General features: G+C 63.1%; 24 protein-coding genes. 19 read left to right on the forward strand and 5 right to left on the reverse strand.

Going from position 1 to position 23,337, the window contains the following annotated elements; translation table 11 throughout:
- Positions 1-160: 160 nt before the first annotated feature.
- The 11 genes from LSG43_RS02385 (at position 161) to LSG43_RS02435 (ending at position 12,169) form a co-directional block, all read left to right on the forward strand.
- Complete coding sequence (locus LSG43_RS02385) at positions 161-1,948, forward strand: methyl-accepting chemotaxis protein (RefSeq protein WP_231800993.1); 1,788 nt, start codon at positions 161-163, stop codon at positions 1,946-1,948.
- 241 nt (positions 1,949-2,189) lie between these two features.
- Entirely contained in the window at positions 2,190-2,390 is a 201-nt protein-coding gene (gene rpmI, locus LSG43_RS02390) for a 50S ribosomal protein L35 (protein ID WP_231800994.1), read from the forward strand.
- Positions 2,391-2,423: 33 nt separating this feature from the next.
- Complete coding sequence (gene rplT / locus LSG43_RS02395) at positions 2,424-2,825, forward strand: 50S ribosomal protein L20 (protein WP_231800995.1); 402 nt, start codon at positions 2,424-2,426, stop codon at positions 2,823-2,825.
- A 142-nt stretch (positions 2,826-2,967) separates the two neighbouring features.
- Positions 2,968-4,092, forward strand: coding sequence for a phenylalanine--tRNA ligase subunit alpha (gene pheS / locus LSG43_RS02400; protein WP_231800996.1), 1,125 nt, complete (start codon positions 2,968-2,970; stop codon positions 4,090-4,092).
- 5 nt (positions 4,093-4,097) lie between these two features.
- Complete coding sequence (locus LSG43_RS02405; RefSeq protein WP_231800998.1) at positions 4,098-4,628, forward strand: DUF421 domain-containing protein; 531 nt, start codon at positions 4,098-4,100, stop codon at positions 4,626-4,628.
- A 68-nt stretch (positions 4,629-4,696) separates the two neighbouring features.
- Positions 4,697-7,117 carry a phenylalanine--tRNA ligase subunit beta gene (pheT, locus tag LSG43_RS02410; protein ID WP_231801002.1) on the forward strand — a complete coding sequence of 807 codons (2,421 nt, stop codon included), beginning with the start codon at positions 4,697-4,699 and terminating at the stop codon, positions 7,115-7,117.
- On the forward strand, positions 7,110-8,276 hold the full coding sequence (locus LSG43_RS02415; protein ID WP_231801004.1) for a hypothetical protein: 1,167 nt from the start codon (positions 7,110-7,112) through the stop codon (positions 8,274-8,276). Before pheT ends, LSG43_RS02415 begins: the two co-directional genes overlap by 8 nt.
- Positions 8,277-9,515, forward strand: coding sequence for an O-antigen ligase family protein (locus LSG43_RS02420; protein WP_231801005.1), 1,239 nt, complete (start codon positions 8,277-8,279; stop codon positions 9,513-9,515).
- 30 nt (positions 9,516-9,545) lie between these two features.
- Positions 9,546-10,433: a glycosyltransferase family 8 protein gene (locus LSG43_RS02425; protein ID WP_231801006.1), complete on the forward strand. Its 888-nt coding sequence runs from the start codon at positions 9,546-9,548 to the stop codon at positions 10,431-10,433.
- A 34-nt stretch (positions 10,434-10,467) separates the two neighbouring features.
- Positions 10,468-11,355: a glycosyltransferase family 8 protein gene (locus tag LSG43_RS02430; RefSeq protein ID WP_231801007.1), complete on the forward strand. Its 888-nt coding sequence runs from the start codon at positions 10,468-10,470 to the stop codon at positions 11,353-11,355.
- Between the two features lie 4 nt (positions 11,356-11,359).
- Positions 11,360-12,169: a glycosyltransferase family 32 protein gene (locus LSG43_RS02435; RefSeq protein WP_231801008.1), complete on the forward strand. Its 810-nt coding sequence runs from the start codon at positions 11,360-11,362 to the stop codon at positions 12,167-12,169.
- 30 nt (positions 12,170-12,199) lie between these two features.
- Here LSG43_RS02435 and LSG43_RS02440 read toward each other — a convergent pair whose 3' ends face one another.
- A complete protein-coding gene (locus tag LSG43_RS02440) occupies positions 12,200-13,237 on the reverse strand; it encodes an aldo/keto reductase (RefSeq protein WP_231801009.1) in 1,038 nt (345 codons plus the stop codon).
- A gap of 133 nt (positions 13,238-13,370) precedes the next feature.
- On the opposite strand from LSG43_RS02440, the gene trhO reads away from it, so the two are divergent.
- A complete protein-coding gene (gene trhO / locus LSG43_RS02445; protein WP_231801010.1) occupies positions 13,371-14,390 on the forward strand; it encodes an oxygen-dependent tRNA uridine(34) hydroxylase TrhO in 1,020 nt (339 codons plus the stop codon).
- On the forward strand, positions 14,387-14,734 hold the full coding sequence (locus tag LSG43_RS02450; RefSeq protein ID WP_231801011.1) for a VOC family protein: 348 nt from the start codon (positions 14,387-14,389) through the stop codon (positions 14,732-14,734). Before trhO ends, LSG43_RS02450 begins: the two co-directional genes overlap by 4 nt.
- 13 nt (positions 14,735-14,747) lie before the next feature.
- On the opposite strand, the gene LSG43_RS02455 is transcribed toward LSG43_RS02450, so the two are convergent.
- Entirely contained in the window at positions 14,748-15,266 is a 519-nt protein-coding gene (locus LSG43_RS02455; RefSeq protein ID WP_231801012.1) for a GNAT family N-acetyltransferase, read from the reverse strand.
- Between the two features lie 82 nt (positions 15,267-15,348).
- Between LSG43_RS02455 and LSG43_RS02460 the strand changes: the two genes are divergently transcribed.
- Positions 15,349-16,290 carry a LysR family transcriptional regulator gene (locus tag LSG43_RS02460; RefSeq protein ID WP_231801014.1) on the forward strand — a complete coding sequence of 314 codons (942 nt, stop codon included), beginning with the start codon at positions 15,349-15,351 and terminating at the stop codon, positions 16,288-16,290.
- Here LSG43_RS02460 and LSG43_RS16565 read toward each other — a convergent pair.
- Positions 16,257-17,039 (reverse strand): LytTR family DNA-binding domain-containing protein, encoded by a 783-nt coding sequence (locus tag LSG43_RS16565; protein WP_231801016.1) that lies wholly within the window; start codon positions 17,037-17,039, stop codon positions 16,257-16,259. The two genes, LSG43_RS02460 and LSG43_RS16565, sit on opposite strands and share 34 nt — an antisense overlap.
- A 97-nt stretch (positions 17,040-17,136) precedes the next feature.
- Here LSG43_RS16565 and LSG43_RS02470 point away from each other — a divergent pair, with 97 nt between their 5' ends.
- The gene (locus LSG43_RS02470; RefSeq protein WP_231801017.1) at positions 17,137-17,628 is read left to right on the forward strand and encodes a DUF2306 domain-containing protein; all 492 of its coding nucleotides are present in this window, start codon (positions 17,137-17,139) and stop codon (positions 17,626-17,628) included.
- Between the two features lie 44 nt (positions 17,629-17,672).
- Positions 17,673-18,158: a GyrI-like domain-containing protein gene (locus LSG43_RS02475; protein ID WP_231801018.1), complete on the forward strand. Its 486-nt coding sequence runs from the start codon at positions 17,673-17,675 to the stop codon at positions 18,156-18,158.
- Here LSG43_RS02475 and mbfA read toward each other — a convergent pair.
- Both mbfA and LSG43_RS02485 read right to left on the reverse strand, forming a co-directional pair.
- A complete protein-coding gene (gene mbfA, locus LSG43_RS02480; protein ID WP_231801020.1) occupies positions 18,155-19,138 on the reverse strand; it encodes an iron exporter MbfA in 984 nt (327 codons plus the stop codon). The two genes, LSG43_RS02475 and mbfA, sit on opposite strands and share 4 nt — an antisense overlap.
- Before the next feature lie 23 nt (positions 19,139-19,161).
- Positions 19,162-20,049: a LysR substrate-binding domain-containing protein gene (locus LSG43_RS02485; protein ID WP_231801021.1), complete on the reverse strand. Its 888-nt coding sequence runs from the start codon at positions 20,047-20,049 to the stop codon at positions 19,162-19,164.
- 95 nt (positions 20,050-20,144) lie between these two features.
- On the opposite strand from LSG43_RS02485, the gene LSG43_RS02490 reads away from it, so the two are divergent.
- The 3 genes from LSG43_RS02490 to lepA all read left to right on the forward strand — a co-directional run bounded on the left by LSG43_RS02490 (position 20,145) and on the right by lepA (position 23,270).
- Positions 20,145-20,321 carry a hypothetical protein gene (locus LSG43_RS02490; RefSeq protein ID WP_231801022.1) on the forward strand — a complete coding sequence of 59 codons (177 nt, stop codon included), beginning with the start codon at positions 20,145-20,147 and terminating at the stop codon, positions 20,319-20,321.
- A gap of 86 nt (positions 20,322-20,407) precedes the next feature.
- Positions 20,408-21,343: a CHAD domain-containing protein gene (locus LSG43_RS02495; protein WP_231801023.1), complete on the forward strand. Its 936-nt coding sequence runs from the start codon at positions 20,408-20,410 to the stop codon at positions 21,341-21,343.
- A gap of 109 nt (positions 21,344-21,452) precedes the next feature.
- Positions 21,453-23,270: a translation elongation factor 4 gene (gene lepA, locus LSG43_RS02500; RefSeq protein WP_231801027.1), complete on the forward strand. Its 1,818-nt coding sequence runs from the start codon at positions 21,453-21,455 to the stop codon at positions 23,268-23,270.
- Positions 23,271-23,337: the final 67 nt, after the last annotated feature.

The raw sequence follows: 23,337 nt of genomic DNA on the forward strand, positions 1-23,337 counted from the left end.
CAAAGTTAAATGCTTATTATGGGAATTGTGATACCAATCGGAAAGTGTTCCTGTGGAGGAGAGGGTCCGCAGAACTACGCAGACTTTAAGTTAATGTATGTTGACGACGACCTGAAATCATGGCTGGGACGCGGCCAGGCAGCGAAGGGGGGTCATCGCTATGCCAACTATGCTCCAAGGCCTATTGGGCAATACCAGATCACATGATGATCGCGGCAAGATCGACGCGATCATGCGCAGCCAGGCGGTTATTGAGTTCGCGCTCGACGGTACCATCCTCACCGCCAACGACAACTTCCTCAAGATTGTAGGCTACAGCCTCGACGAGATCGCCGGGCAGCATCACAGGATGTTTGCCGACCCCGCCTATTCACAATCGGCGGAGTATGCAGCGTTCTGGACGCGGCTGGGGGCGGGCGAGTTCGAATCCGGTGAGTTCCGGCGAATCGGCAAGCACGGCCGCGAAATCTGGCTGCAGGCCAGTTATAATCCGATCTTCGACACATCCGGTAGACCGGTCAAAGTCATCAAGCTTGCCTCCGAGATCACCGCGCAGAAAAACGCCGCAGCGGACCACGCCGGTCAGGTTGCTGCGATCTCGCGTGCACAGGCAGTGATCGAGTTCGAACCCGACGGCACAATCCTTGGTGCCAACGAGAATTTCCTCACCACAGTTGGCTATACGCTTGAGGAGATCAAAGGCCGTCATCACGGCATGTTTGTCGAGGAGGGCTATAAAAAGAGCGCCGAGTATGCCCGGTTCTGGGAGCGCTTGCGCGCCGGCGAATTCGACGCCGCCGAATTCAGGCGCTTTGGCAAGGGCGGCAAGGAAATCTGGATCATGGCGTCCTATAACCCTGTGTTCGACGCCGCGGGCCGGGTCAGAAAGGTCATCAAGTTCGCGACCGATATCACCGAGCGCAAGCGCGCCGAAGCCATCCTGAAGCTGTTGGCCGACAGCCTTGGGCGGATGGCCGAGGGCGATCTTGGCGGCCGGATAGAGACAGCGTTCACCGGGGATTACGAAACCCTTCGTCAGGCGTTCAACGCTTCGCTCGATCAGATGGCGCAAACCGTGTCGCGCATCAAAGCCGCTTCGGGCGGGCTCAGAACGGCAACCGACGAAATCTTGTCCGGCGCCAACGATCTGTCCGAGCGCACTACGCGTCAGGCTGCCACCATTGAAGAGACGTCCGCCTCGATGGAACAGCTCGCGACCACGGTTGGTGAGAACGCGAAAAAGGCGCAGGACGCACTCGAGAAAACCCGCGACGCGTCAAGGCTCGCCGAAATTGGTGGCGGGGTAATGGCGGAGGCCAACGCTGCCATGGACAAGATAACCTCATCGTCCGCCAGGGTATCCGACATCATCGGTATGATCGACGACATCGCCTTTCAGACCAACCTCCTGGCTCTGAACGCTTCTGTGGAAGCCGCGCGCGCGGGTGAGGCGGGCAAGGGCTTTGCCGTTGTGGCGGTCGAGGTGCGGCGTCTCGCGCAATCGGCTGCCGAAGCCTCCTCGGAGGTGAAGGCGCTGATCGAGGAAAGCGCCAGCGAGGTCGATGGCGGGTCCAAACTCGTTGCCCGCGCCACCCAAACGCTGAAGGCCATCCGCGAGGCGGTAAGCGAGAATGCTGAACTGATGGGAGGCATATCTGAAGCGAGCGAGGAGCAGTCCGCGGCCATAAATCAGGTCGGCGAGGCGGTGCGCCAGCTTGACGAGATGACCCAGCACAACGCAGCGCTTGTTGAAGAAACCAACGCCGCCATCGAGCAGTCCCAGGCGCAAGCCGCAGAACTCGACGGCGTCGTCTCGACGTTCAGGCTCGCGGGTGCCCACTCCGATATTGCCGGCTGGAAGGCCGACTCTGATACCGCTCCGGCGCGTAAGCGGCCCTTAGCGGCCAAGGGCAATGTGGCGCTCAAGGCGGACTGGGCCGAGTTCTAAACGGCAGGCAGTCCTTGCAGACCATCGGCAACACCATCTCCCCATGCGAGGAGATGGGGGGATGGCGTGGTTGCTGGGCAAACAAGGCTCGGCATTACTCGCACAACTTCCCGCTTGCCTTTGTGCCCCCCGATCCCTATAACGCGCACTTCCAACCGGACCGCCCGGCCAAACGGCATGCCGTGGCGATCCAGAATGCGATGGCCCCCAAGGGGTCTCCTTACTAAAAGGATGAAGCAAAATGCCCAAAATGAAGACCAAATCTGGCGCCAAGAAGCGCTTCAAGGTGACGGCCTCCGGCAAGATCGTTTCCGGCGTCGCCGGCAAGCGCCACCGCCTCATCAGCCACAACGCCAAGTACATCCGCACCAATCGCGGCACCAAGGTGCTCTCCGAGCCCGATGCCAAGATCGCCAAGAAGTACATGCCCTACGCCCGCTAAGGCGGCTGCTGTCAGATTTGAGGAACTAAAGACATGTCACGCGTGAAAAGGGGCGTCACCGCCCACGCCCGTCACAAGAAGGTCATCAAGGCCGCCAAGGGGTACTATGGCCGCCGCTCGACCAATTTCCGCACCGCCGTGCAGGCCGTCGAAAAAGCCGGCCAGTACGCGTACCGCGACCGCAAGGCCAAGAAGCGCAATTTCCGTGCGCTCTGGATCCAGCGGATCAACGCCGCCGCGCGTCAGCACGGCCTGACCTACGGCCGATTTATCGACGGCCTCAGCCGGGCTGAGGTCGCCGTGGACCGCAAGGTCCTTGCCGATCTGGCCGTTCACGAGCCGCAGGCCTTCGCCGCACTCGTTGAAAAGGCCAAGGGTGCGCTTGCCTATCTCGGCGAGATCGAGGCAGCGACCCATGAGCGGATCAACGCCTAACCCGCGTTCCGATCCGCGCCCAGTCTGAAGCTGAGGCCGAAATCAAAGCCTTGTGCCGCTCCCCGTCGTTTGGGGGTGGCGCAGGGCTTTTTCGTTTGCTACCGCTTCACCCGCATTTCAAAGACCTTTTGCTGGAACGAAAATGTCCGAACCTCTCGCCGACCTCTCGGCGCGCCTCTCCGCCGCGATTGATGCCGCAGACACCGAAGCCGCGCTGGACGCCGTGCGCGTCGAAGCGCTGGGCAAGAAGGGGGCCGTCTCGGCGCTTCTGGCTGGCCTCGGCAAGATGACGCCCGAAGAGCGCAAGGAGCAGGGCCCTGCGATTAACGGTCTTAAAAACGAGATCATGGGCAGGATCGATGCCCGCCGCGAGCAGCTCAGGGCCGAGGCCCTCGCCAGGCGCCTCGCGAGCGAGACGGTTGATGTTACGCTCCCCCTGCGGCCCGCTCCTGCTGCCTCCGGCCGCGTTCATCCGGTCTCCCAGGTCATCGACGAGATCACCGCCATTTTCTCGGACATGGGCTTTTCGATCGCCGAAGGCCCGGATATCGAAACGGACTACTATAACTTCACCGCGCTCAACTTCCCCGAAGGCCATCCGGCGCGGGAGATGCATGACACTTTCTTCTTCCAGCCCGGACCCGACGGCAGCCGCAAGCTCCTGCGTACGCACACCTCGCCCGTGCAGGTGCGCGTCATGCAGCAGACCAATCAAAAGCCCGCCGCCGGCTACATGACCCCGCCGCAGGATCCCCCCATCCGCGTCGTCATTCCCGGCCGGACCTACCGCAACGACAGTGACCAGACCCACACCCCGATGTTCCATCAGGTTGAGGGACTGGTGATCGACAAGTCGTCCCATATCGGCCAGCTCCGCTGGGTACTCGAAGAATTCCTGAAGGCCTTCTTTGAGGTCGAAAGTGTCGCCACCCGCTTCCGCCCAAGTTTCTTTCCCTTCACCGAACCTTCGATGGAAGTCGACGTCCAGTGCGACCGCTCGGGCAATGACGTCAAGATCGGCCAGGGCAGCGACTGGATGGAAATTCTGGGTTGCGGCATGGTGCATCCCAACGTGATTTCGAACGCCGGGCTAGACCCGGACGTCTATCAGGGCTTCGCCTGGGGCATCGGCATCGACAGGCTCGCCATGCTCAAATACGGCATGCCGGACCTGCGTGCGTTCTTCGACGCCGACCAACGCTGGCTGGACCATTACGGGTTCAGGCCGCTTGATTTGCCGACTTTGTTTGGGGGGCTTTCGAGCTAGTCAGTATGTGGTTCGACGATTGGGCATCGCTGGAGCAGATCGTCATCAAGGCCGTGGTCGGCTTTGCCTCGCTCGTTGCGCTGCTCCGTATTGCGGGTAAGCGTAGCATCGCCAAGCTCAACGCTTTCGATCTCGTGCTGGTCTTTACGGTCGGCTCGATCCTGGCGACTACGATCCTCAATACCCAAACCACGATTTCCGAGGGGCTGCTTGCGCTTGGGATGCTGGTGGGCCTGCAATGGCTTACGGCATGGCTGGCGACCCGCTCGGCGGCCTTTCGGGGGCTAATAAAGTCTGAGCCGACGCTACTGGTTTACGAAGGGAAGCTCTTGCGCGCCAACATGCGGCGCGAACGGGTAGCCGATATCGAGGTGCAGGCCGCCCTTCGCCAGCAGGGGGTGCACGACATCTCGCAGGTCAAGGCTGTGGTTCTCGAGACCGAAGGCGACATTACGGTCCTCAAAGCGAGCGGCGGCGATGACATTCCCGAGACCCTCCGCAAATCCGGCATCTCCGTTCCCGGGGACCACGATTGACCGGCCAGAAATATATCACCGTACCGCGCGGCTGCGTCCGCTTGAACACTGCAACAGGCTCATGATTCATGAAATTCACCATTGAATGGCTCAAGGACTATCTCGATACCGATGCTACGGCGGACGAGATCGTCAAGACGCTCACCATGATCGGCCTTGAGGTCGAGGACGTTATCGATACGGGCGCGCGGCTGCGGGACTTCGTCACGGCTCAAGTCGTTAGCGCCGAAAAGCACCCCAACGCCGACAAGTTGAGGGTCTGCAAGGTCGACGCGGGCACGGGCGAACTGATCGACGTCGTCTGCGGTGCCCCCAATGCGCGCACGGGAATGAAAGCCGTCTTCGCACCGGTCGGCACCTATATTCCCGGCTCGGACTTCACTCTTACCAAGGGCAATATCCGCGGTCAGGCGTCCAACGGCATGCTGTGCTCGGGCCGTGAGCTCGAGATTTCCGACGACCATGACGGCATCATAGAACTGCCCGAAGATGCGCCGGTCGGCGTGCCCTATCCCGACTATGCGGGGCTCAACGATGTGGTGATCGACGTTGCGATTACGCCCAACCGGGGCGATTGCACCGGGATTTACGGCATCGCCCGCGACCTCGCCGCCGCTGGTCTGGGCCGTCTGCACGATGCTGCGATCCAGCCGGTGCCGTCCACGTGCCCGAGCCCCATAGCGCCGCTCGAACATCGCTTCGCTGAAGGTGAACCCAGGACCATCCGCAAGTTCGCCGGGCGCCTCATCAAAAACGTCAGGAATGGCCCCTCGCCGCAATGGCTCCAGGACCGGCTGCGCGCGGTAGGGCTGCGGCCGATCAATGCGCTTGCCGACATTACCAACTTCATCTCGCAGGGCCGTGGACGTCCGCTGCACGCTTACGACGCTGACAAAATCGTGGGCACCCCGCACCTGCGCAACGCGCGGCCCGGCGAAACCCTGGACGGGCTCGATGGCAAGACGTACACGCTCGATGAAACCATGTGCGTCATCGCCGATGACCAGGGTCCGCTCTGCCTGGGTGGCATCCTCGGCGGCGAGCGCAGCTCGTGCACCGAGGAGACCGTCAACATCTTCATGGAATGCGCCGCCTGGGACCCCGACCTGATCGCCCAGACCGGGCGCAAGACGGGTATCGTATCGGACGCCCGCTACCGCCTCGAGCGCTCGGTCGATCCGGCGCTCACCGAGCCGGGCCTCGAGCTCGCCACGCGCATGGTGCTCGACATCTGTGGCGGGGAAGCTTGCGAGCCCGTCATTTCGGGCGAAGAAGAGATCCCCGAGACCGTCATCACCTTCCCGATTGCCGAAGTTCAGCGTCTGACCGGCCTAAAGGTCGGCTTGCCGGAAGTGAAAGCCATTCTCACGGGATTGGGCTTCTGGGTGTCCGGAATGGGCGAAACGGTCAAGGTCGCTGTCCCCTCATGGCGTCCCGACGTTACGATGAAGGCCGACCTCGTCGAAGAGGTGATGCGCATCTATGGCGTTGACAGCGTGCCCGTCGAGCCGCTCCCGCGCGCGGACCACGTGGCCCAGACCATGCTGACCCCGATCCAGAACCGCCGCCGCATCGTCCGGCGGGCGCTCGCGGTGCGCGGCATGGACGAGGCGATGACGTGGTCGTTCATCTCCGAAGATCTTGCCACCCGCTTTGGCGGCGGCCAGCCCGAGCTCCGGCTCGCCAACGCCATTGCCTCGGACATGACCGACATGCGCCCTTCGCTGCTGCCGGGGCTGCTGACCGCCGCGGCGCGCAACGCCAATCGCGGCCATGCCGATGTGGCGCTCTTTGAGGTCGGCCAGATATTCCTTTCCGACACCCCCGAAGGCCAGCACACGCACGCCACGGGCATCCGTACCGGCACCGCCCGGCTCACAGGCGCGGGCCGTCACTGGCAGGGCAAGGCCGAACCCGTTGGCGTCTATGACTCCAAGGCCGACCTCGCCGCCGCGCTCGATGCGCTCGGAGTCGATATCGAAAAGGCGCAAGTCGTTGCCGAACCTGCCACCTGGAGCCATCCCGGCCGCGGCGGCCGCGTGCAGCTCGGGCCCAAACTGATCCTCGGATGGTTCGGCGAACTGCATCCCGCGCTCGCCGCAGATCTCGATCTCGACGGCCCTGTCGCCGCGTTCGAAATCGACCTTGATGCCATCCCCCTCCCGCGCAGGAAAGCGACGTCCAAACCCGCGCTCGACGCCTCGGCACTCCTGCCTTTGAGCCGCGACTTCGCCTTCGTGGTGGACCGGTCGGTCGAAGCCGCCACGCTCCTGCGCGCGGCAAAAGGCGCGGAAAAGACGCTCGTCACCGACGTCACGGTCTTCGACGTATTCGAGGGTAATCATGTGGGCGAGGGCAAGAAGTCGATCGCCATCGAGGTCACCCTCCAGCCGCGCGAAAAGACGTTGACTGACGAGGAGATCGAAGCGGTCGGCGGCAAGATCGTGGCGGCTGTCGAAAAGGCGACCGGAGGCGCTTTGCGTGCCTAGCGCGCAGATCATCGAACTCGAAAGCAGCGCCGCCTTCCTCCCCGGGGAGGGCGCGCTCCGTCGCCGTCCCCGTGCGCCGGGCCGCAAGCGCCCCGAGGCCTTCTGGGCCGCCTTCGAGGACCGCGCGCTCGTCTATGACTGCTTCCGGTCGGCGGACGGGAGCGAAATCGTCCTTGCCTGCCCGCCACCTTGCACGCTCTTGCCCCAATGGGAGGCCGCCCGCTTTACCGCCCGGCCGTCGGGCAAACCGCTCACCCCGCGCCTTCACATTTCGCGCTCGACGATGACCGCCACGCTGACCGGTGCCCCCGAGGGTACGACCGGCGTCACGCTCACATTCGAAGGGCAGAACTTCGATCTCCCCGTCCGGCCCAACCTCGCCGAGGCCTTCGCCGGCCGGCGCGTCATGTTCACAATGAACAAGGACAACGATCTCGCGTGGATCGCCCTTTGGGCCGACTGGCATGCCAAGCTTCACGGCGTCGATGCCATCGTCGTCTTCGACAATGCCTCCACGCGGTATGCGCCGAGCGATATAGAAACGACACTCGCCGCCATCCCGGGAATGAAGACCGTCGCGGTCCCATCCTGGCCATACCGCTACGGTCCCGTCGACCCCGCGGTGCTGTTCCACCCCTACTGGGCCAACTTCCTCCAGGTCGCGAGCTTCCGCACCACGGTCTCCCGCCTCGCCCCGAAGGCCCAGGGCATCCTCAACTGCGACATCGACGAACTCGTGGGTGGCCCGGACGCCTTCGCAGCGCTGGCAGGCAGTCCCGACGGCCTCGTCATGCTCAAGGGCACCTGGGTTGAAACGGCCATCGCGCCCGAAGATGCGCGCCACGCATACCATTTGCGCTACCGCTACCGGCACAAGAACCGGCTCAAGTCCATATGCGCCAACAAATGGCTCATCGATCCCCAGCGCCCATGGGCGCAGGATCCCGCCTTCACCCCAATGATGCACCGCATCTACGGACTGTCCAAATCCACCAGTCGCCGCGCCCCGGCCTTGCCCTTCTTCCACTTCCAGGCGATCAATACCAATTGGAAGGAGGAGCGGAACATGACGCAAGCTCACGATGCCGGGGGCCACACGCGGCTGCGAAACCTTGACGAACAGGTCGAGCGATACCTGGCCGGGAGCGAGTCAATCTAGATGGAGCCGCGCCTTGCATTCATAGACCGGGCGATCGCTCCGTTCGTTCTTGTCTCGCTGTTTGTGCTTGCCAACGCCATCGGCAACGCCTCGCCCTATCTCTACCTGATTGCCCTGGTGCTGGTTTGGCCCTTCCTTCTGCGCACACAAAATGGCCGCGATGCCCTGCGCCACCCGGTGGGCCTTGGCTACCTTGTCGCGTTCGCGTGCCTGGCCATCGGCTTTATCGGTTCCGCCGAAACCTGGAGCGATCTCAGCAATCTGGGCAATTTCCTGCCCCTTTTGCTGTTTTTCCCGGCCTTTGCGCTCTTTGACCGTAGCGCCGGCCAAAATCGCACCCAGATCGTCGCCGGGTTTGCGCTAGCCGGCGCTGCGGTAGCGCTCGCGAGCGCGGTTCATGACGTCTGGTGGCTCGGGTTGAGCCGCGCCGAGGGCTTCGTCAATCTTACCAACCCGTTCGCCATGGCCTCGATCATGCTGGGCTTTCTTCCCCTCATGGGCCTGCTCTCGGGCAAGGGGCACTGGCGCTTCGTTTTCCTGCTTGGCCCTCTCATGGGCACAGGGGCGGGCGTGCTTGCAGGAACGCGCTCCGCACCCATCGTGGCGGTCGGCCTCGCCACCATTTTCGCAATGTTCGTTGCTGTACGGCTCCCGGTAAAATGGCGATTGATCTGGGGCGGGATCGTTGCGCTTCTGGCCTTGGCGCTGGTGTTCGCCTTTATCGCGTTCGACGATCAGATGCGTGCGCTGCGCGGGTTCAACACTATCTATGCCTTCCTCACCGAAGGAACCGCACCTGACAATTCGACGGCAATCCGGATTCAGCTTTATATCGGCGGCATACACGCCTTTCTCGATTCCCCCATATTCGGCTTCGGGTGGTACGATCACGTCGAAGCTGCCCGCCAGTATATGACCCCCGAGATCGCCGAGAAGGTGGAACGCTGGTCGCATTTCCATAACGACTATCTCAATTTTGCCGCCCTCGCCGGCGTCTTCGGCATCGCCTTTTACGCCCTCTATCTCCTGCTGCCGGTGATCGGTGCGCTCAAGAGTGTGGCCGACAGCCAATACGCCGCCCGCCTCTATGGCGCGCTGGCGATCACCGGCAGTTATGCGCTGCACGGGCTGTTCAACACCGCCTTCGGTGCCGAACTGCTGCTCTGCTTCAGCCCGGTCGCCACCGCCGTCCTTTTGGGCTATTGCAAAGACGCGCCAGTGCGCCGCCAAGCCCTCTGAGCCTCGCCAGAAAAGAGGAAAAGACAGCCCATGCATATTGTTTCTGGCGATGGCCCGATCCATATCGCGCTCACCTTCGACGACAGCTTCTGGGCTCCCGCCTACGCCACCATGCGTTCGATCTGCCTTGCGACGCACCGGCGCAAGGACCTTGTCTTCCATCTTTGCCATCGCCCGCTCAGCACCGGGCACCGTGCCGACCTCGAAAAGATCGCAACCGAATTCGGCGCGAGCCTGCATTTCCACGACCTCACCGCTTCCCGGCACTTTCTCGAGCTCGCCGGCCGGGTTCCGCACCACAAGCGCCTGACCGATATCGTCTACGCGCGCTTCGTCCTCGACCGCTTCCTGCCCGAGGACGTCACCCGTCTCATCTATCTCGATTGCGACATGATGGTGGTCGCTCCCATAGAAAAGCTGTGGGAAACCGATCTGGGCGACAAGCCCATCGGCGCCGTGCAGGACCCATGGGGCAAGCTTATCGGCGGGGGGCGTGACATCAATCAGCGCGACGGCATCCTCGACCCGGCCGATCCCTATTTCAACGCCGGCCTCCTGCTCATCGATATCGGTCGCTGGCGCGAACAGCAGGTCGCCGAAAAGCTGGAGGCTTACATCGTCGACGGCACGGTCGACCGCCTGAGCTACAGCCAGAACGTGCTCAACCTGATTTTCGCAAACAACTGGCACCGGCTCCACGACCTCTGGAACGTGGTCGATCCCGTTCCCGCCCACGTGGCGCTCAATCCGTTCAATGTACATTTTACCGGGACCGGTCGCCCCTGGCGGCTGCTCTCGCGCGTGGGCTATGCGCGGCTTTACCGTCACGTTATGACCAATGAACTTTTTTACCGCTACTGGCGCTTCCGGATGAAAAAGCGCGCCGCGCAATACCTGCCCTTCCTCAAGGCCCGCTGATACAACTCCGCTAGGACAAAGGCCCGCTCAGCCCATGCAAGAGACCCAGACCGGCGCTGCGATCCACATCGCGCTCACCTTTGACGACAGCTTCTGGGCGCCGGCCTTCGGACTCATGCGCTCGATCTGTCTGCATACCCATCGCCGCACCGATCTGGTCTTCCACCTTTGCCACCGTCCCCTGACCGAGGAACACCGGGCGGATCTTCTGAAGATCGAAGATGAATTCGGTGCGACGCTCAAATTCTACGACCTGAGCGAGAACGCCGAATTCCTCGAACTCGTCGCCAATGCGCCCTACCACAAGCGCATGACCAACATCGTTTACGCGCGCCTGCTGCTCGACCGCTTTCTGCCAAAGGACGTCAAGCGGCTCATCTATCTCGATTGCGACATGATGGTGATGGCCCCGATCGAAAAACTCGCCGAACTCGATCTCGAAGGCAAATCCGTCGCCGCGGTCGAAGAACCCTCCGCGCTCAACATTTCCAATCGGCGCGACGCGAAGGAAAACCGCGACCTCATCGATCCCGCCGACCCCTATTTCAACGCCGGCCTCGTCGTCATCGATATGGAAAAATGGCACGCCGCCCGCATCCCCGAGCGCCTCGCCGCCTATATCGCCGACGGCACCATGGACCGGATCTACTACGACCAGGACCTGCTCAACATAGTCTTCTGCAACGATGCCTACCTCCTCGACCAGCGCTGGAACCTGATCGGGCCCCGTCCCGAACACCAGGCGTTCAATCCATTCATTTTGCACTATACCGGCGAGCGCAAACCCTGGAATCTGGTCTCGGGCGTTGCCTTTGCGCGCACCTACCGCCACGTCATGACCAACGAACTCTTTTACCGCTACTGGCGCTTCCGCATGAAAAAGCGTCTCGCCAAATACCTGCCGTTCATCAAAGTGCGCTGACCTCGTGGCCGATCTCCCCACCATCGTTTCGTTCTGGCATGGTCCGATGGGCTACCTCGAAAGGCTGTGCCTCACGTCCTTTCTCGACCACGGCCACACGGTCGCGCTCTACGCCTATGAGCGGCCCGAGAACCTCCCCGATGGCGTCGATTTCCGCGATGCCAACGAGATTGTCGCGCGTGACAGGATTTTCTTTTACAAAGGCGATCGCACCCCGGCGGTCTTTGCCGATCTCTTCCGCATCGAACTGATCGCGCAGGGCAGGGGCATATGGGTCGATTGCGACGTTTATTGCGTGCGCCCCTATCGCGATACCGGCGACTATCTCTTCGGCTTCGACAGCCACCCCAACTGGCGCAATGTCTGGACCGCACAGATCAACAACGCCGTCCTCGGCATGCCGTCGGATTCGGAACTCGTGCGGCGGCTTCTCTCTATCTTCGAGCCCGGCGCAGTGCCGCCGGGGCTTCCCTTCTGGCGCCGGGCCGAGGTTGCCGTGCGCCGGGGTCTGGGCGAGGAACTGCCGGTTCACCACATGCAGTTCGGGGCCACCGGCCCGGCGCCGCTGGGCCATTTCGTGCGCGAACTGGGGCTGATCGACAAGGTGCGGCCCAAGGATGTGCTCTACCCGCTCGACTACGACGACGCGGCGAGCCTCCTTGTCTCGGGCAGCGATATCGAAGGCATCGTCACGCCCGCAACGCTCTCGGTCCATATCTGGAACAGCGCCCTTACCAGCCGTCACGGCCGCGCGCCCATGCCGCCCGAGCCCGGCAGCTTCATCCACCGGGAACTCAGGCGCCTGGGACTATAAGAAGGGCCCCGTAACGGGGCCCTGCTGGCGCTACCGCAGCCACCCACTCGGGCGCGGATGCAGCTCCATCAGCCCGCCGGCGGTTGCCTGATCGATGGCGGCGATCTCCTCTGCCGTCAGCTCAAGATTTTTGAGCACGCCAAGATTGTCGCGCAACTGCTCGAGCGTCCGCACGCCAACGAGCGCCGAGGTCATCTCATCGCGCCGCAGCACCCACGAAAGCGCGAGCTGCACCATGGATTGCCCGCGCTTTTGTGCAATCGGCGCGAGCTTCTCGACGGCATCGAGCACACGCGGCTCGACGTGGCTTTCCCGCAGCGACGAACCTTTCTCGCCTGCCCGCGTGCCTTCCTTGTTGCCCTTGTTGTACTTGCCCGAAAGAACACCCTGCGCGAGCGGCGAGAACGCGATCATGCCGATGCCGAGTTCCCCGCACGCATCGATCGTCCTGTCGTCCTCGATCCAGCGGTTGAGCACTGAATAGGACGGCTGATGGATGGTGAGCGCCACACCCATCTCCTTCAGGATCCGATAGGCTTCGCGGGTCTCGTTCTCGGGGTAGCTTGAGATGCCAACGTATAGCGCCTTGCCCGAGTGCACGGCGTGGGCGAGCGCGCCCATCGTCTCTTCGAGCGGCGTTTCGGGGTCGTAGCGGTGGGAATAGAAGATGTCGACATAGTCGAGCCCCATCCGCCTGAGGGACTGATCGAGGCTTGCGAGCAGATACTTGCGCGAGCCGAACTCGCCATAAGGTCCGTCCCACATGTGGTAGCCGGCCTTTGTCGAAATGATCATCTCGTCGCGATAGGGCCGGAAGTCGCGCGCCAGAACCTGCCCGAACAGCTCTTCGGAAGAGCCCGCCGGCGGGCCGTAATTGTTGGCGAGATCGAAATGGGTAATCCCGCTGTCGAACGCGTAGCCGAGAATTTCGAACGCGGAGGGGTAGTCCCGCGTGCCGCCGAAATTCTGCCAAAGCCCCAGCGAGATCGCCGGGAGCTTGAGCCCCGATTTGCCGCAACGGCGATAGGACATAGCGCCATAGCGCGCCGGATCAGCACGATAAGTCATTGAAATCTCCTCCGGATGGATTGCCGCCGGATGCCGCGGCTGGTGATGTACGATCCTCATCACTATGCCGCCCCGTCGGGTCGCACGCAAGGCCCGCTTGCCGCCCGCTGCCGCGAGGGTGTAAGGGAGGCCCATGAGCGACCCCGCACCCGTGAAAATCGTTGCGCTTTACAAGTTCGTCGACCAGCCGGACTTTGAAACCCTGCGCGCGCCCATTGCCGAATTCTGCTGCGCGCGCGGGATTCGCGGCACGCTCCTGCTCGCTCCCGAGGGGATCAACGGCACCGTCGCGGGAACCCCTGACGCCATCGGCGAGCTTGTGTCGTGGCTTGAGAGCGGCAACATCTTCGGGGGCCGGTTTGCTGGCGCCGAGATCAAATATTCCACGGCGGATACGATGCCCTTCCACCGCATGAAGGTGCGGCTCAAGGAGGAGATCGTCACCCTGCGCGCGCCGGAGGCCAATCCCGGCAGGCAGGTGGGCACCTATGTCGATCCGGAGGACTGGAACGCGCTGATCGAGGATGAGGAGATCGTCCTCATCGATACGCGTAACGATTATGAAGTGGGGCTGGGTACGTTCAGGAACGCCGTCGACCCCAGGACGGAAACCTTCACCGCGTTCAAGGACTACGTTGCGGCCAATCTCGACCCCGCGCGGCACAAGAAGGTCGCCATGTTCTGCACCGGCGGCATCCGCTGCGAAAAGGCATCCTCCTATATGCTCGCGCAGGGTTTCGAGGAGGTCTACCACCTCAAGGGCGGCATTCTCGCCTATCTTGAAAAGGTGCCGCAGGAGCAAAGCCGCTGGGAGGGCGAATGCTTCGTCTTCGACGAGCGCGTGTCGGTCGGGCACGGGCTGAAGATCGGTGAAGCCACGCTCTGCCGCGCCTGCAGGCAGCCGCTCTCGCCGCTGGACCGCGAGCGTCCCGAATTCGTCGACGGCGTCCAATGCCATCACTGCGCGGCTTCGATGAGCGAGGACAAGCGTGCAGCAGCCGCCGAGCGTCAACGCCAGATCGAACTCGCCACAGCCCGTGGCGAGGCGCATATGGGCGCCGATGCGGCCGCCGCTGCCGAGGCACGCCGCCAGGCCAACAAATCCCGCCGGCAAGCCGACCGCCAACGCAATCGGGCAGGGGAGCTCTCATGAGCGTCAAACGCATCGTCGCCAATCTCGAAGGCGATCCGGATACCGCGCAGAATTTTTATGGCGAATTGCTGGGGCTCGAAGTCCGCATGGATATGGGCTGGATCCGCACCTATGGCTCCGCCGAGGATATGACGGTCCAGATGAGCGTCATGATGCAGGGCGGTTCAAACACTCCGGTCCCGGATCTTTCAATCGAAGTCGACGACGTCGACGCCATCCTTGAAAAGGCCAAGGAGATGGGGATCGCCATCGAATACGGCCCGGCCGACGAGCCCTGGGGCGTCCGCCGTTTCTTCGTCCGCGACCCGTTCGGGAAACTCGTCAATATTTTGATGCACGCATAGGGCGAAAAGAGCGCTAGTACCCGCGCGGCGGCGCCGGGTCGTCGTTCAAAAGCAGCACCATATTGACCTGGTCGAGCCATTTGCCGTGCTTGAACCCCGCCTGCGGCAGCGTCCCCGCAAGCGCAAAGCCGAACCGTTCGTGAAACGCGATCGAACCGGTGTTCTTGGCGTCGATGACGGCCACCATGAGGTGAAACCCCTTCGCCCTGGCATCGGCAATCAGCGCCTCCATCAGCGCCTTGCCCACCCCGCGCCCCTGCGCGTCCTCGCGCAGGTAGATCGAGTGCTCGATCGTCTTTCGGTATCCCGAGCGCGAACGGTAGGTCCCGTAACTCGCCATCCCCAGGACGGTGTCGTCCTCGACCGCCACGAGCACGGTAAACCCGCCATTCTGTCGGTCTAAAAGCCACGCCCGCCGGTCCTCGATCGTCTCCTCGGCCTCCGTCCAGATCGCATCGAGATTGCGCACGGCGTGGTTGTGGATCTCCAGAATCTGCGGAAGATCGGCCTCAGTGGCGGGGCGGATGAGCATGGATGTGCACCTTTTCAATTATATATGCCGATGCTAAACTGAAAAACACAATGAATATCAATCATAAAAATAAAGAATTTTTATGGATATCGACCAGCTCCGTACCTTCGACCGTATCGCCCGCGACTTGAGTTTCACCAAGGCCGCCGCCCGGCTCAACGTCACCCAGGCGACGGTCTCGATGCGGATGCGCGTGCTCGAGGATACGCTTGGCGTTCAGCTTTTCGCCCGCGGCCGCAAGATCGCATTGACCGATCAGGGCATGACCTTTCTGCCCTATGCCCGGCGCATCCTCAATACGGTTCAGGAAGGCCGCGAGGCCCTGCGCCGCGTCGAGCGCGGGCGGATCACGCTGGGATCGCTGCGCTCGCTCGTCACGCCCCTGATCAGCGATTCGCTCTTGCGGTTTCAGGCCAGCCACAAGGATGTGGACGTCATCGTGATGGAAGGTCACCACCATCACGTCACCGCCATGCTCCACGACCGTTCGGTCGAGCTGGGCATCATCGCCTGGCCCAATCTCGATCCTCTGGTCCCCGAACTCTATCCGCTGCTCGTCATGCGCGAGCCCGTGCCGCTTGTTCTCGCCCCGCGCCTTGCCGCAAAGTTGTCCCCGCGCCCGCTCCTGTCCGACGTCCTCGCCCTCGTCCCACGCGTCATTTCGCTCCGCTGGTGGCAGGTCGATCCCGAAGGTGCCACCGCGCTCGTCCGCCGCGCCCAGACGAGCGTTGAAATTCCCACTGGCCCCGCGCGCAAATTGGCGCTCGCGGGTGAGGGGCTCGGCTTCTTCGTCCGATCGGCCATTGCCGAACAGCTCGCCAGCGGCGAACTCGTCGAGATCAAGCCCCGCGATTTCGAACCCCTTCACCGCGACATTGCGGCAGTGGCGCTTTCAAAGGCCGCGCTCGAACGTGACATGGTCCGCGATTTCGCCGGCGAGATCGCTATCGAATGCGCAAAGCTGGGCACCATCCTCGAAAACCGGCTCGATCAGCCGAACGCCGCCCGCGCCGCAGCGAGATAGCTCCGGCTCACAGGTAAAAGCGCTCCGGACCTCAGCGCAACGAACGTCTTGCCGTTCCTGCGCTCGAGCCCGGCAACCGCACTGGCTGCCACCCAGTGGCTGCGATGGATCTGGAGCCCCGCCACCCCGTCGGTTTCAGCGATCGCATCGGCGAGCCGCATCAAGACCAGCGCCTTGCCGCGCGCGGTGTGCACTTCGACATAATGGTCCGCCATCGACATATGCGACAGCGGCCCGCGCACCCCATGCGGCAGCCGCGCCAGAAGCCGCGGCTCCGCCGGTGCGGCGTCCGCCATCGGGCTCTGCGCCAGAACCAGGGGCCGCACCACATATTCGAGCATCGCGATGAAAACGAGCGAAACGCCGAGGCAGTAGGCAAACAGCTCAAGCGTCATCCAGCCGCCATAGACGATGTCGGCGAAAAACAGCCGGTTGAGCAAAAGCACAACGGCGGTGACCGGCACCGCGGCGCCCGCTGCCATCACGACAACACCGGCCCAGCGCGGGGCCAGCTCCGGCACGAGCGCGCGCATCAGCACTGTGCCGCCCAATTGCCCCACACCATAGGTCACGAACGCAACGGCGATCCAATAGGGAATACGGATGAGTGGGCCAAGCTCAGCGTAGGTGCCAAACGGCCCCGTCAGCCCCAGGATTGCCCCGACCAGGGCGATGGCCATAAGCGCCCGCCGGTCGCGATAGACAGCCTGCGTTTCACGAAGCGCCGATTGCAGGGGCGGCCAGTTCACGAAGTTTTCCCTTTTGCTCGCGCAGCACCTTTTGCGTTGATAGCCAAACCGCGTCAGGGCGTCACCTGTCTAGATCAGGATTAGCAAAGGACTCTCAATGGACCTGACGCCCCTTACCCACTCGATCCTCGCGGTCCAGCTCCACGCTGGCGCGGCCCTGCTCGCCACGCTGCTGGGCACAGTGGTGATGCTCATGAAAAAGGGCACGCGCATCCACAAGGCCATGGGCCGCGTCTGGCTCGGGCTGATGGCGGCAGTCGCGCTCTCCTCCTTCGGCATCACCGAAGTCCGCATGTTCGGACCCTATTCGCTGCTCCATGCGCTTTCGGTCTTCACGCTCTTCTCGCTTGTCGGCGGGTTCTGGGCGGCGCGCACGGGCAATCTTCTCGCCCACCGCTCGACCATGATTTCGCTTTATGTCTTCGCGCTGCTCCTCACCGGCGGTTTCACGCTGCTCCCGGGCCGCCGCATGCACGCGGTCATCTTCGCCGATGGGGGAACGACCGCCGGGCTCGTGGTGCTCGCCATCCTCGTCGCAGTGGGAACGATGATCGTGATCCAGCGCCGGCGCGGGGTGCGGTTGATCTGAGCGCCGGATTTGGAGAGACTGCCGGCGCTACAAAGGAGGCAGGTATGAACGTCGAAACCGTAAAACGCGGTCCCATGCGATTCCTCGGCATTGTCGTCACGGCGCATTGGCAGGATCTGGGCACCGCCGTGCCGGCAGGCTGGAAGGCGCTTTTCGCCCGCCACGGTGATATCGAAGCGGTCGCCACGGGTCTCGGCGATTACGCCGAAATCTCGTTGGGTGAAGACGGTGGCGTCTATACCGAACTGCTCTGCCTCCAGGTGCAGAGCCTCGCGCGCATTCCCGAGGGCATGGTGGATATCCGCCTGCCGGAAAACACCTGGCTCAAGACCGTCCACGACGGTCCGCTCGCCGGGATCGCAGACGGCTTCGGCGCCATCCTCGATCATGCGCAGGCCACAGGGGTGACCGCAAGCCAGCTCAAGCTCGATACCGGCTACGCGCCGGGCCTGCCGGCGGGCCGGCACGAGCTCCTCATTGCGCTCGAACCGGCCGCCATGCCCGAATTGACGGAGGCGGTAGAGGTCTAGGCGTTACCGATCAGGATGCCGGCCGCAAAAACCAGCGAGCCGCCGAGGACCACCTGCATGACCGCCCGCCAGAACGGCGTATCCATATATCGACTCTGGATGAACGCGATGGCCCAGAGCTCGACGATCACGATGGAGATCGCGAGCGTCGTTGCCGTCCAGAAATCGGGGATGAGATAGGGCAGGGCGTGGCCCAGCCCGCCCAGCGCCGTCATGATGCCCGAGGCGAAGCCTCGCTTGACCGGCGAGCCACGGCCGGTCAGCTTGCCGTCGTCGCTCGCCGCCTCGGTAAAGCCCATGGAAATCCCTGCGCCCACCGATGCGGCGAGGCCGACAAGAAACGTCTCCCAGGTATTCCCCGTCGCGAACGCCGCCGCAAAAATCGGCGCCAGAGTTGAAACCGACCCATCCATTAGTCCCGCAAGGCCGGGCTGCACATAGGTGAGGACGAACTTCTTGTGCGCCGCGTCTCTCTCGTCGTCGCGCACCCTGTCGGAAAGATGCGCGTCCTCGAGCGCGTCGGCGGCCCGCTCGTGACCGCGCTCGGCGGCCTCGAGATCGCCCAGGAGCTTTCGGATCGACGCATCCGTCGTTTGCGCCGCGGCTTGCGCGTAAAATCGCGCCGCGGTCTGTTCCATGTCGTGCGACTGGGCCCGCACGGTGTCGAGATCGAGCTCCGCCATCAGCCACACGGGCTTGCGTGTGAAAAAGCCGCGGACATGCTCACGCCGGATCGGGACGATCCGGTCGCCGAACTTTTTGGTGTACATGTCGATCAGAAGCCGCCGATGCTCGTCCTCTTCGGCGGCCATGCCGTCGAAGACCGCGGCGGAGGCCGGGAATTCGTCGCGCAGCCGGTCGGCATAGGCGGTGTAAATTCTGCCGTCCTCTTCTTCGGCCGAAATCGCCAGAGCGAGAATTTCCTTTTCCGAAAGCGAAGCAAAGTCCCGTTTGCCGGGCTGGAGAAATCGCGAAAACATGAGCCTGTCCTTCTAGTTTAGAATTATTCTAAACTAGCCCTGCTCATCTCGTCCAGCAGCCATGCGCGAAATTTTCGCGTCCGTGACGGCAAGGGCTTTCCCTTTTCGGTTGCGAACCAGTAGCCGTGCTCCGATACGACGCTTTGGGCGAATGGCCGCACCAGTTCGCTATGCGCCAGCGCGTAGTCGACCATGATGTCGACCGCGAGCAGCACGCCCTGCCCGGCGGTCGCCGCATAAAACGAGAGCGCCGGATCGAGATAGACGGGGCCCTCAAGAGCAATCTCCGGCACACCCGCCGCGGCCAGCCATTCATCCCATGAAAGCATGGTCATCCGGTCCCGGATCACCGGAACACGCGCGAGATCGGCGGGCGTCTTGAGCTTTTCGGCAAGCGCCGGCGCACAAACGGGGAAGACCCGTGCTCGCGCCAGAAGCGTCGCGTCGACATCGGGCCAGGTCCCCTTCCCGAACCGTATGCCGCAGTCCACGTCGGGCCGCGAGAGATCGACAAGCGCTTCGGTGGGATAGAGCCGGACCTCGATGTCGGGGTGCACCGCATGGAATTCCGAAAGCCGCCACACGAGCCAGCGCGACGCCGAGACGTTCCCCAAAGTGACGTTGAGCACGTGCCCCTCGTCGGCGACAAGCCGCGCGCTCGCCGATTTGAGGGCATCGAAACCGGATTTGAGCTCGGGCAGGATCGCCGCGAGGGCCGCGCCTGGCACCAGCCCGTGCGCGGTGCGCTCGAACAGCACGACCCCGGCGCGCTCCTCGGCCCGTCTTATGTGCTGGCTCACCGCTCCCGGCGTCACTCCCAGCGCCTCTGCCGCAGGCCCGAGGCCGCCCAGCCGCGCCACCGCTTCGATGGCCCGCAGGGCGTTGAGGGGAATGGGCAAATTGTCATTCATTTAGTTTTTCTAAACGAGCGTCGAGAGCTTGTCGATTGAAAGCATCGGAAAACGTCGGAGAATGGCTGCACTCTTCAGAACGCGGAGACGAGAAAATGTTCAGGTTCATTCGCAGGCTCCTGACCGAAGCCATATACATCGCACCGGCATCCGCATGCCGCGGCGAGCCGCCCGACTATCTGACATTGCGCGAGATTTTCGACATGCCGCCCTATCATCCCCTCTCCGGGCGCGTGATGGGAAGGGACCGACGGAACCGGAATGCGGATTGACCGGGCCCCCGCGCATGCCGCTTGGATGCGGACAAAAGACGCCCTAGATTGGGCCCACTGTCCGCATTCGACGAAAAAGGCCGCGCATGCGCACCACCAAAAAGGCATCATATCGCCTCGCCGGCAAGCGCCCCCTCGATGCCGATACGGTCATCGTTGCGCGCGGCCAGATCGACAGGATGATCGAAGATCTGCGCGATACCGAGGGCCCGCTGCCCGAGCGCGTGCACGACGTCCGCAAGGGCCTCAAGCGCATGCGGGGGCTCCTGCGTGTCGTCCGCTACGCCGATGAGGATTTCTACCGCGCCGAGAACGCCCGTTACCGCGACATTGCGCGCGACCTTGCGCCCCTGCGCGAGGCCGGCGCGCGCGACCAGCTGATCGGGGCGCTCAAGGACCGCTTCGCCGCGCAGCTGGGCGACGAACCCTTCCCCGGCGTCGAGCGCGCGCTTGCCGAGATCGCCCCCGCCGAACATGCCGGCGCCGAGGGTGTGGAGGACCTTCTCGCCCGGACCGAGGAACGGCTGGGCGAGGGGGCGTTCGCGCTCTCGTCGGTCAACTGGTCGTTCACGCCCAGGGATTCGGCCGGGGCCCTCGCCGACGGCGTCGCGAAAATCATCAAGACGCTGCGCAAATCCCAAAAGACCGCGCACGCGGCCCCGAGCCCGGAAAATCTTCACGAATGGCGCAAGGCAGTAAAATACACCGGCTTCGCCACGCGGCTCCTCAAAGCGTTCTGGCCCGGCGACGAAAAACGCATCCGCAAGGATTTGAAGGCCGCCGGCGAAATCCTGGGGCTTATTCACGATATCGACGAGTTTGCGCGCCTGCTGGCCGACGAGCGCCCGGGGCCGGACGACGAGCGGCTTGTGCTCAACGGCCTCTTCGCGGCCTGGCGGAGCCAGCTCGTCGATGAGCTCGACCCCTTGATGGACGCCGTCCTCGCCCTCAGCCCCAAGAAAACCGGCGCCCACATTGCCGACGCCTATCGCAAGACGCTCGTGGCACCCGCAAAGACGTAGGCAACCCCGTTCCGCGACCGATCGGCTGCATGTCCGGGCGTATAAACCGGCTTAAGCCCCAATAAACCATCTTTTGGGGCCTCGGCTTTCCTGCTAAACGCTCGAACCCATGAAGACACCCCAAAAGACCCCGCTCAGCCACATCCGCAATTTCTCCATCGTCGCCCATATCGACCATGGGAAATCGACCCTGGCCGACCGTCTCATTCAGATGACGGGCGCTTTGGGCGAGCGCGAGATGAAGGACCAGATCCTCGATTCGATGGATATCGAGCGCGAGCGCGGCATCACGATCAAGGCCCAGACGGTCCGGCTCGAATACACGCACACCGACGGCGAGCACTACGTCCTCAACCTGATCGACACCCCGGGGCATGTCGATTTCGCCTATGAGGTCAACCGCTCGCTGGCCGCCTGCGAGGGCTCGCTGCTCGTTGTCGACGCCGCGCAGGGCGTGGAGGCCCAGACCCTCGCCAACGTCTACCACGCGATCGAGGTCAACCACGAGATCGTACCGGTGCTCAACAAGATCGACCTGCCGGCCGCCGAGCCTGAACGCGTCAAGCAGCAGATCGAGGACGTGATCGGCATCGATGCTTCGGACTCCGTCGAGATCTCCGCCAAGTCGGGTATCGGCGTCGAAAAGGTCCTCGAGGCCATCGTCGAGCGGCTTCCTGCACCCAAGGGCGACGAGAAAGCCCCGCTCAAGGCTCTCCTCGTCGACAGCTGGTACGACCTCTATCTTGGCGTCGTGGTCCTGATCCGCGTCATCGACGGCCGCATCAGGAAGGGCCAGAAGATCCGCATGATGCAGGCTGGCGCCAGCTACGAACTCGACCGCGTCGGCGTCTTTACCCCCAAGCTCGTCGAAGTCGGCGAGCTTGGCCCGGGCGAGATCGGCTTTTTCACCGCATCGATCAAGGAAGTCGCGGACACCAATGTTGGCGACACCATCACCGACGACCGCCACCCCACCGAAAAGCCGCTCGCCGGCTTCCGTCCCGCGCAGCCGGTGGTGTTCTGCGGCCTCTTCCCTGTCGATGCGTCCGATTTCGACGACCTGCGCGCCGCCATGGGCAAGCTGCGCCTGAACGACGCCAGCTTCTCGTTTGAAATGGAAACCTCCGCCGCGCTCGGTTTCGGCTTCCGCTGCGGCTTTTTGGGGCTCCTCCACCTCGAGATCATCCAGGAGCGCCTCTCGCGCGAGTTCAACCTCGACCTCATCACCACCGCCCCCTCGGTGGTCTATGACGTCGTTCTCACCAACGGCGAAACGCTCCAGCTCCACAACCCCGCCGATCTCCCCGATCCGGTCAAGATCGAGGAAATCCACGAGCCCTGGATCAAGGCGACGATCCTGACGCCCGACGAATACCTCGGAGCCATATTGAAGCTCTGCCAGGAGCGCCGCGGCATCCAGACCAACCTGTCCTATGTCGGTCAGCGCGCCATGGTCGAATACGATCTGCCGCTCAACGAAGTCGTTTTCGATTTTTACGATCGCCTGAAATCCATTTCCAAGGGTTATGCCAGCTTCGACTATCAGATCGCCGACTACCGCGCGGGCGACCTCGTCAAGATGAGCATCCTCGTCAACGCCGAGCCCGTCGATGCGCTCTCGATGCTCGTCCACCGCTCGCAGGCCGAACACCGCGGCCGCCAGATGTGCGAGAAGCTCAAGGAGCTCATTCCCCCGCATCTCTTCACCATTCCTGTCCAGGCCGCGATCGGCGGCCGCGTCATCGCCCGCGAAACCGTTCGCGCCATGCGCAAGGACGTGACGGCCAAATGTTATGGCGGCGACGCCACCCGCAAGCGCAAGCTCCTCGAAAAGCAAAAAGAGGGCAAAAAGCGCATGCGTCAGTTCGGCAAGGTCGAAATCCCGCAAGAGGCCTTTATCAAGGCATTGCGGATGGGGGACGATTAAGCGTGGCGCCGCGCCCGCTCGTGTTCACGAAACAGGCGGCCTGAAACGCGGTCCTGGCGCCGCAAAA

Source organism: Pelagibacterium xiamenense (assembly GCF_021166475.1).
In the GTDB taxonomy this organism is placed as follows: Bacteria; Pseudomonadota; Alphaproteobacteria; order Rhizobiales; family Devosiaceae; genus Pelagibacterium; species Pelagibacterium xiamenense.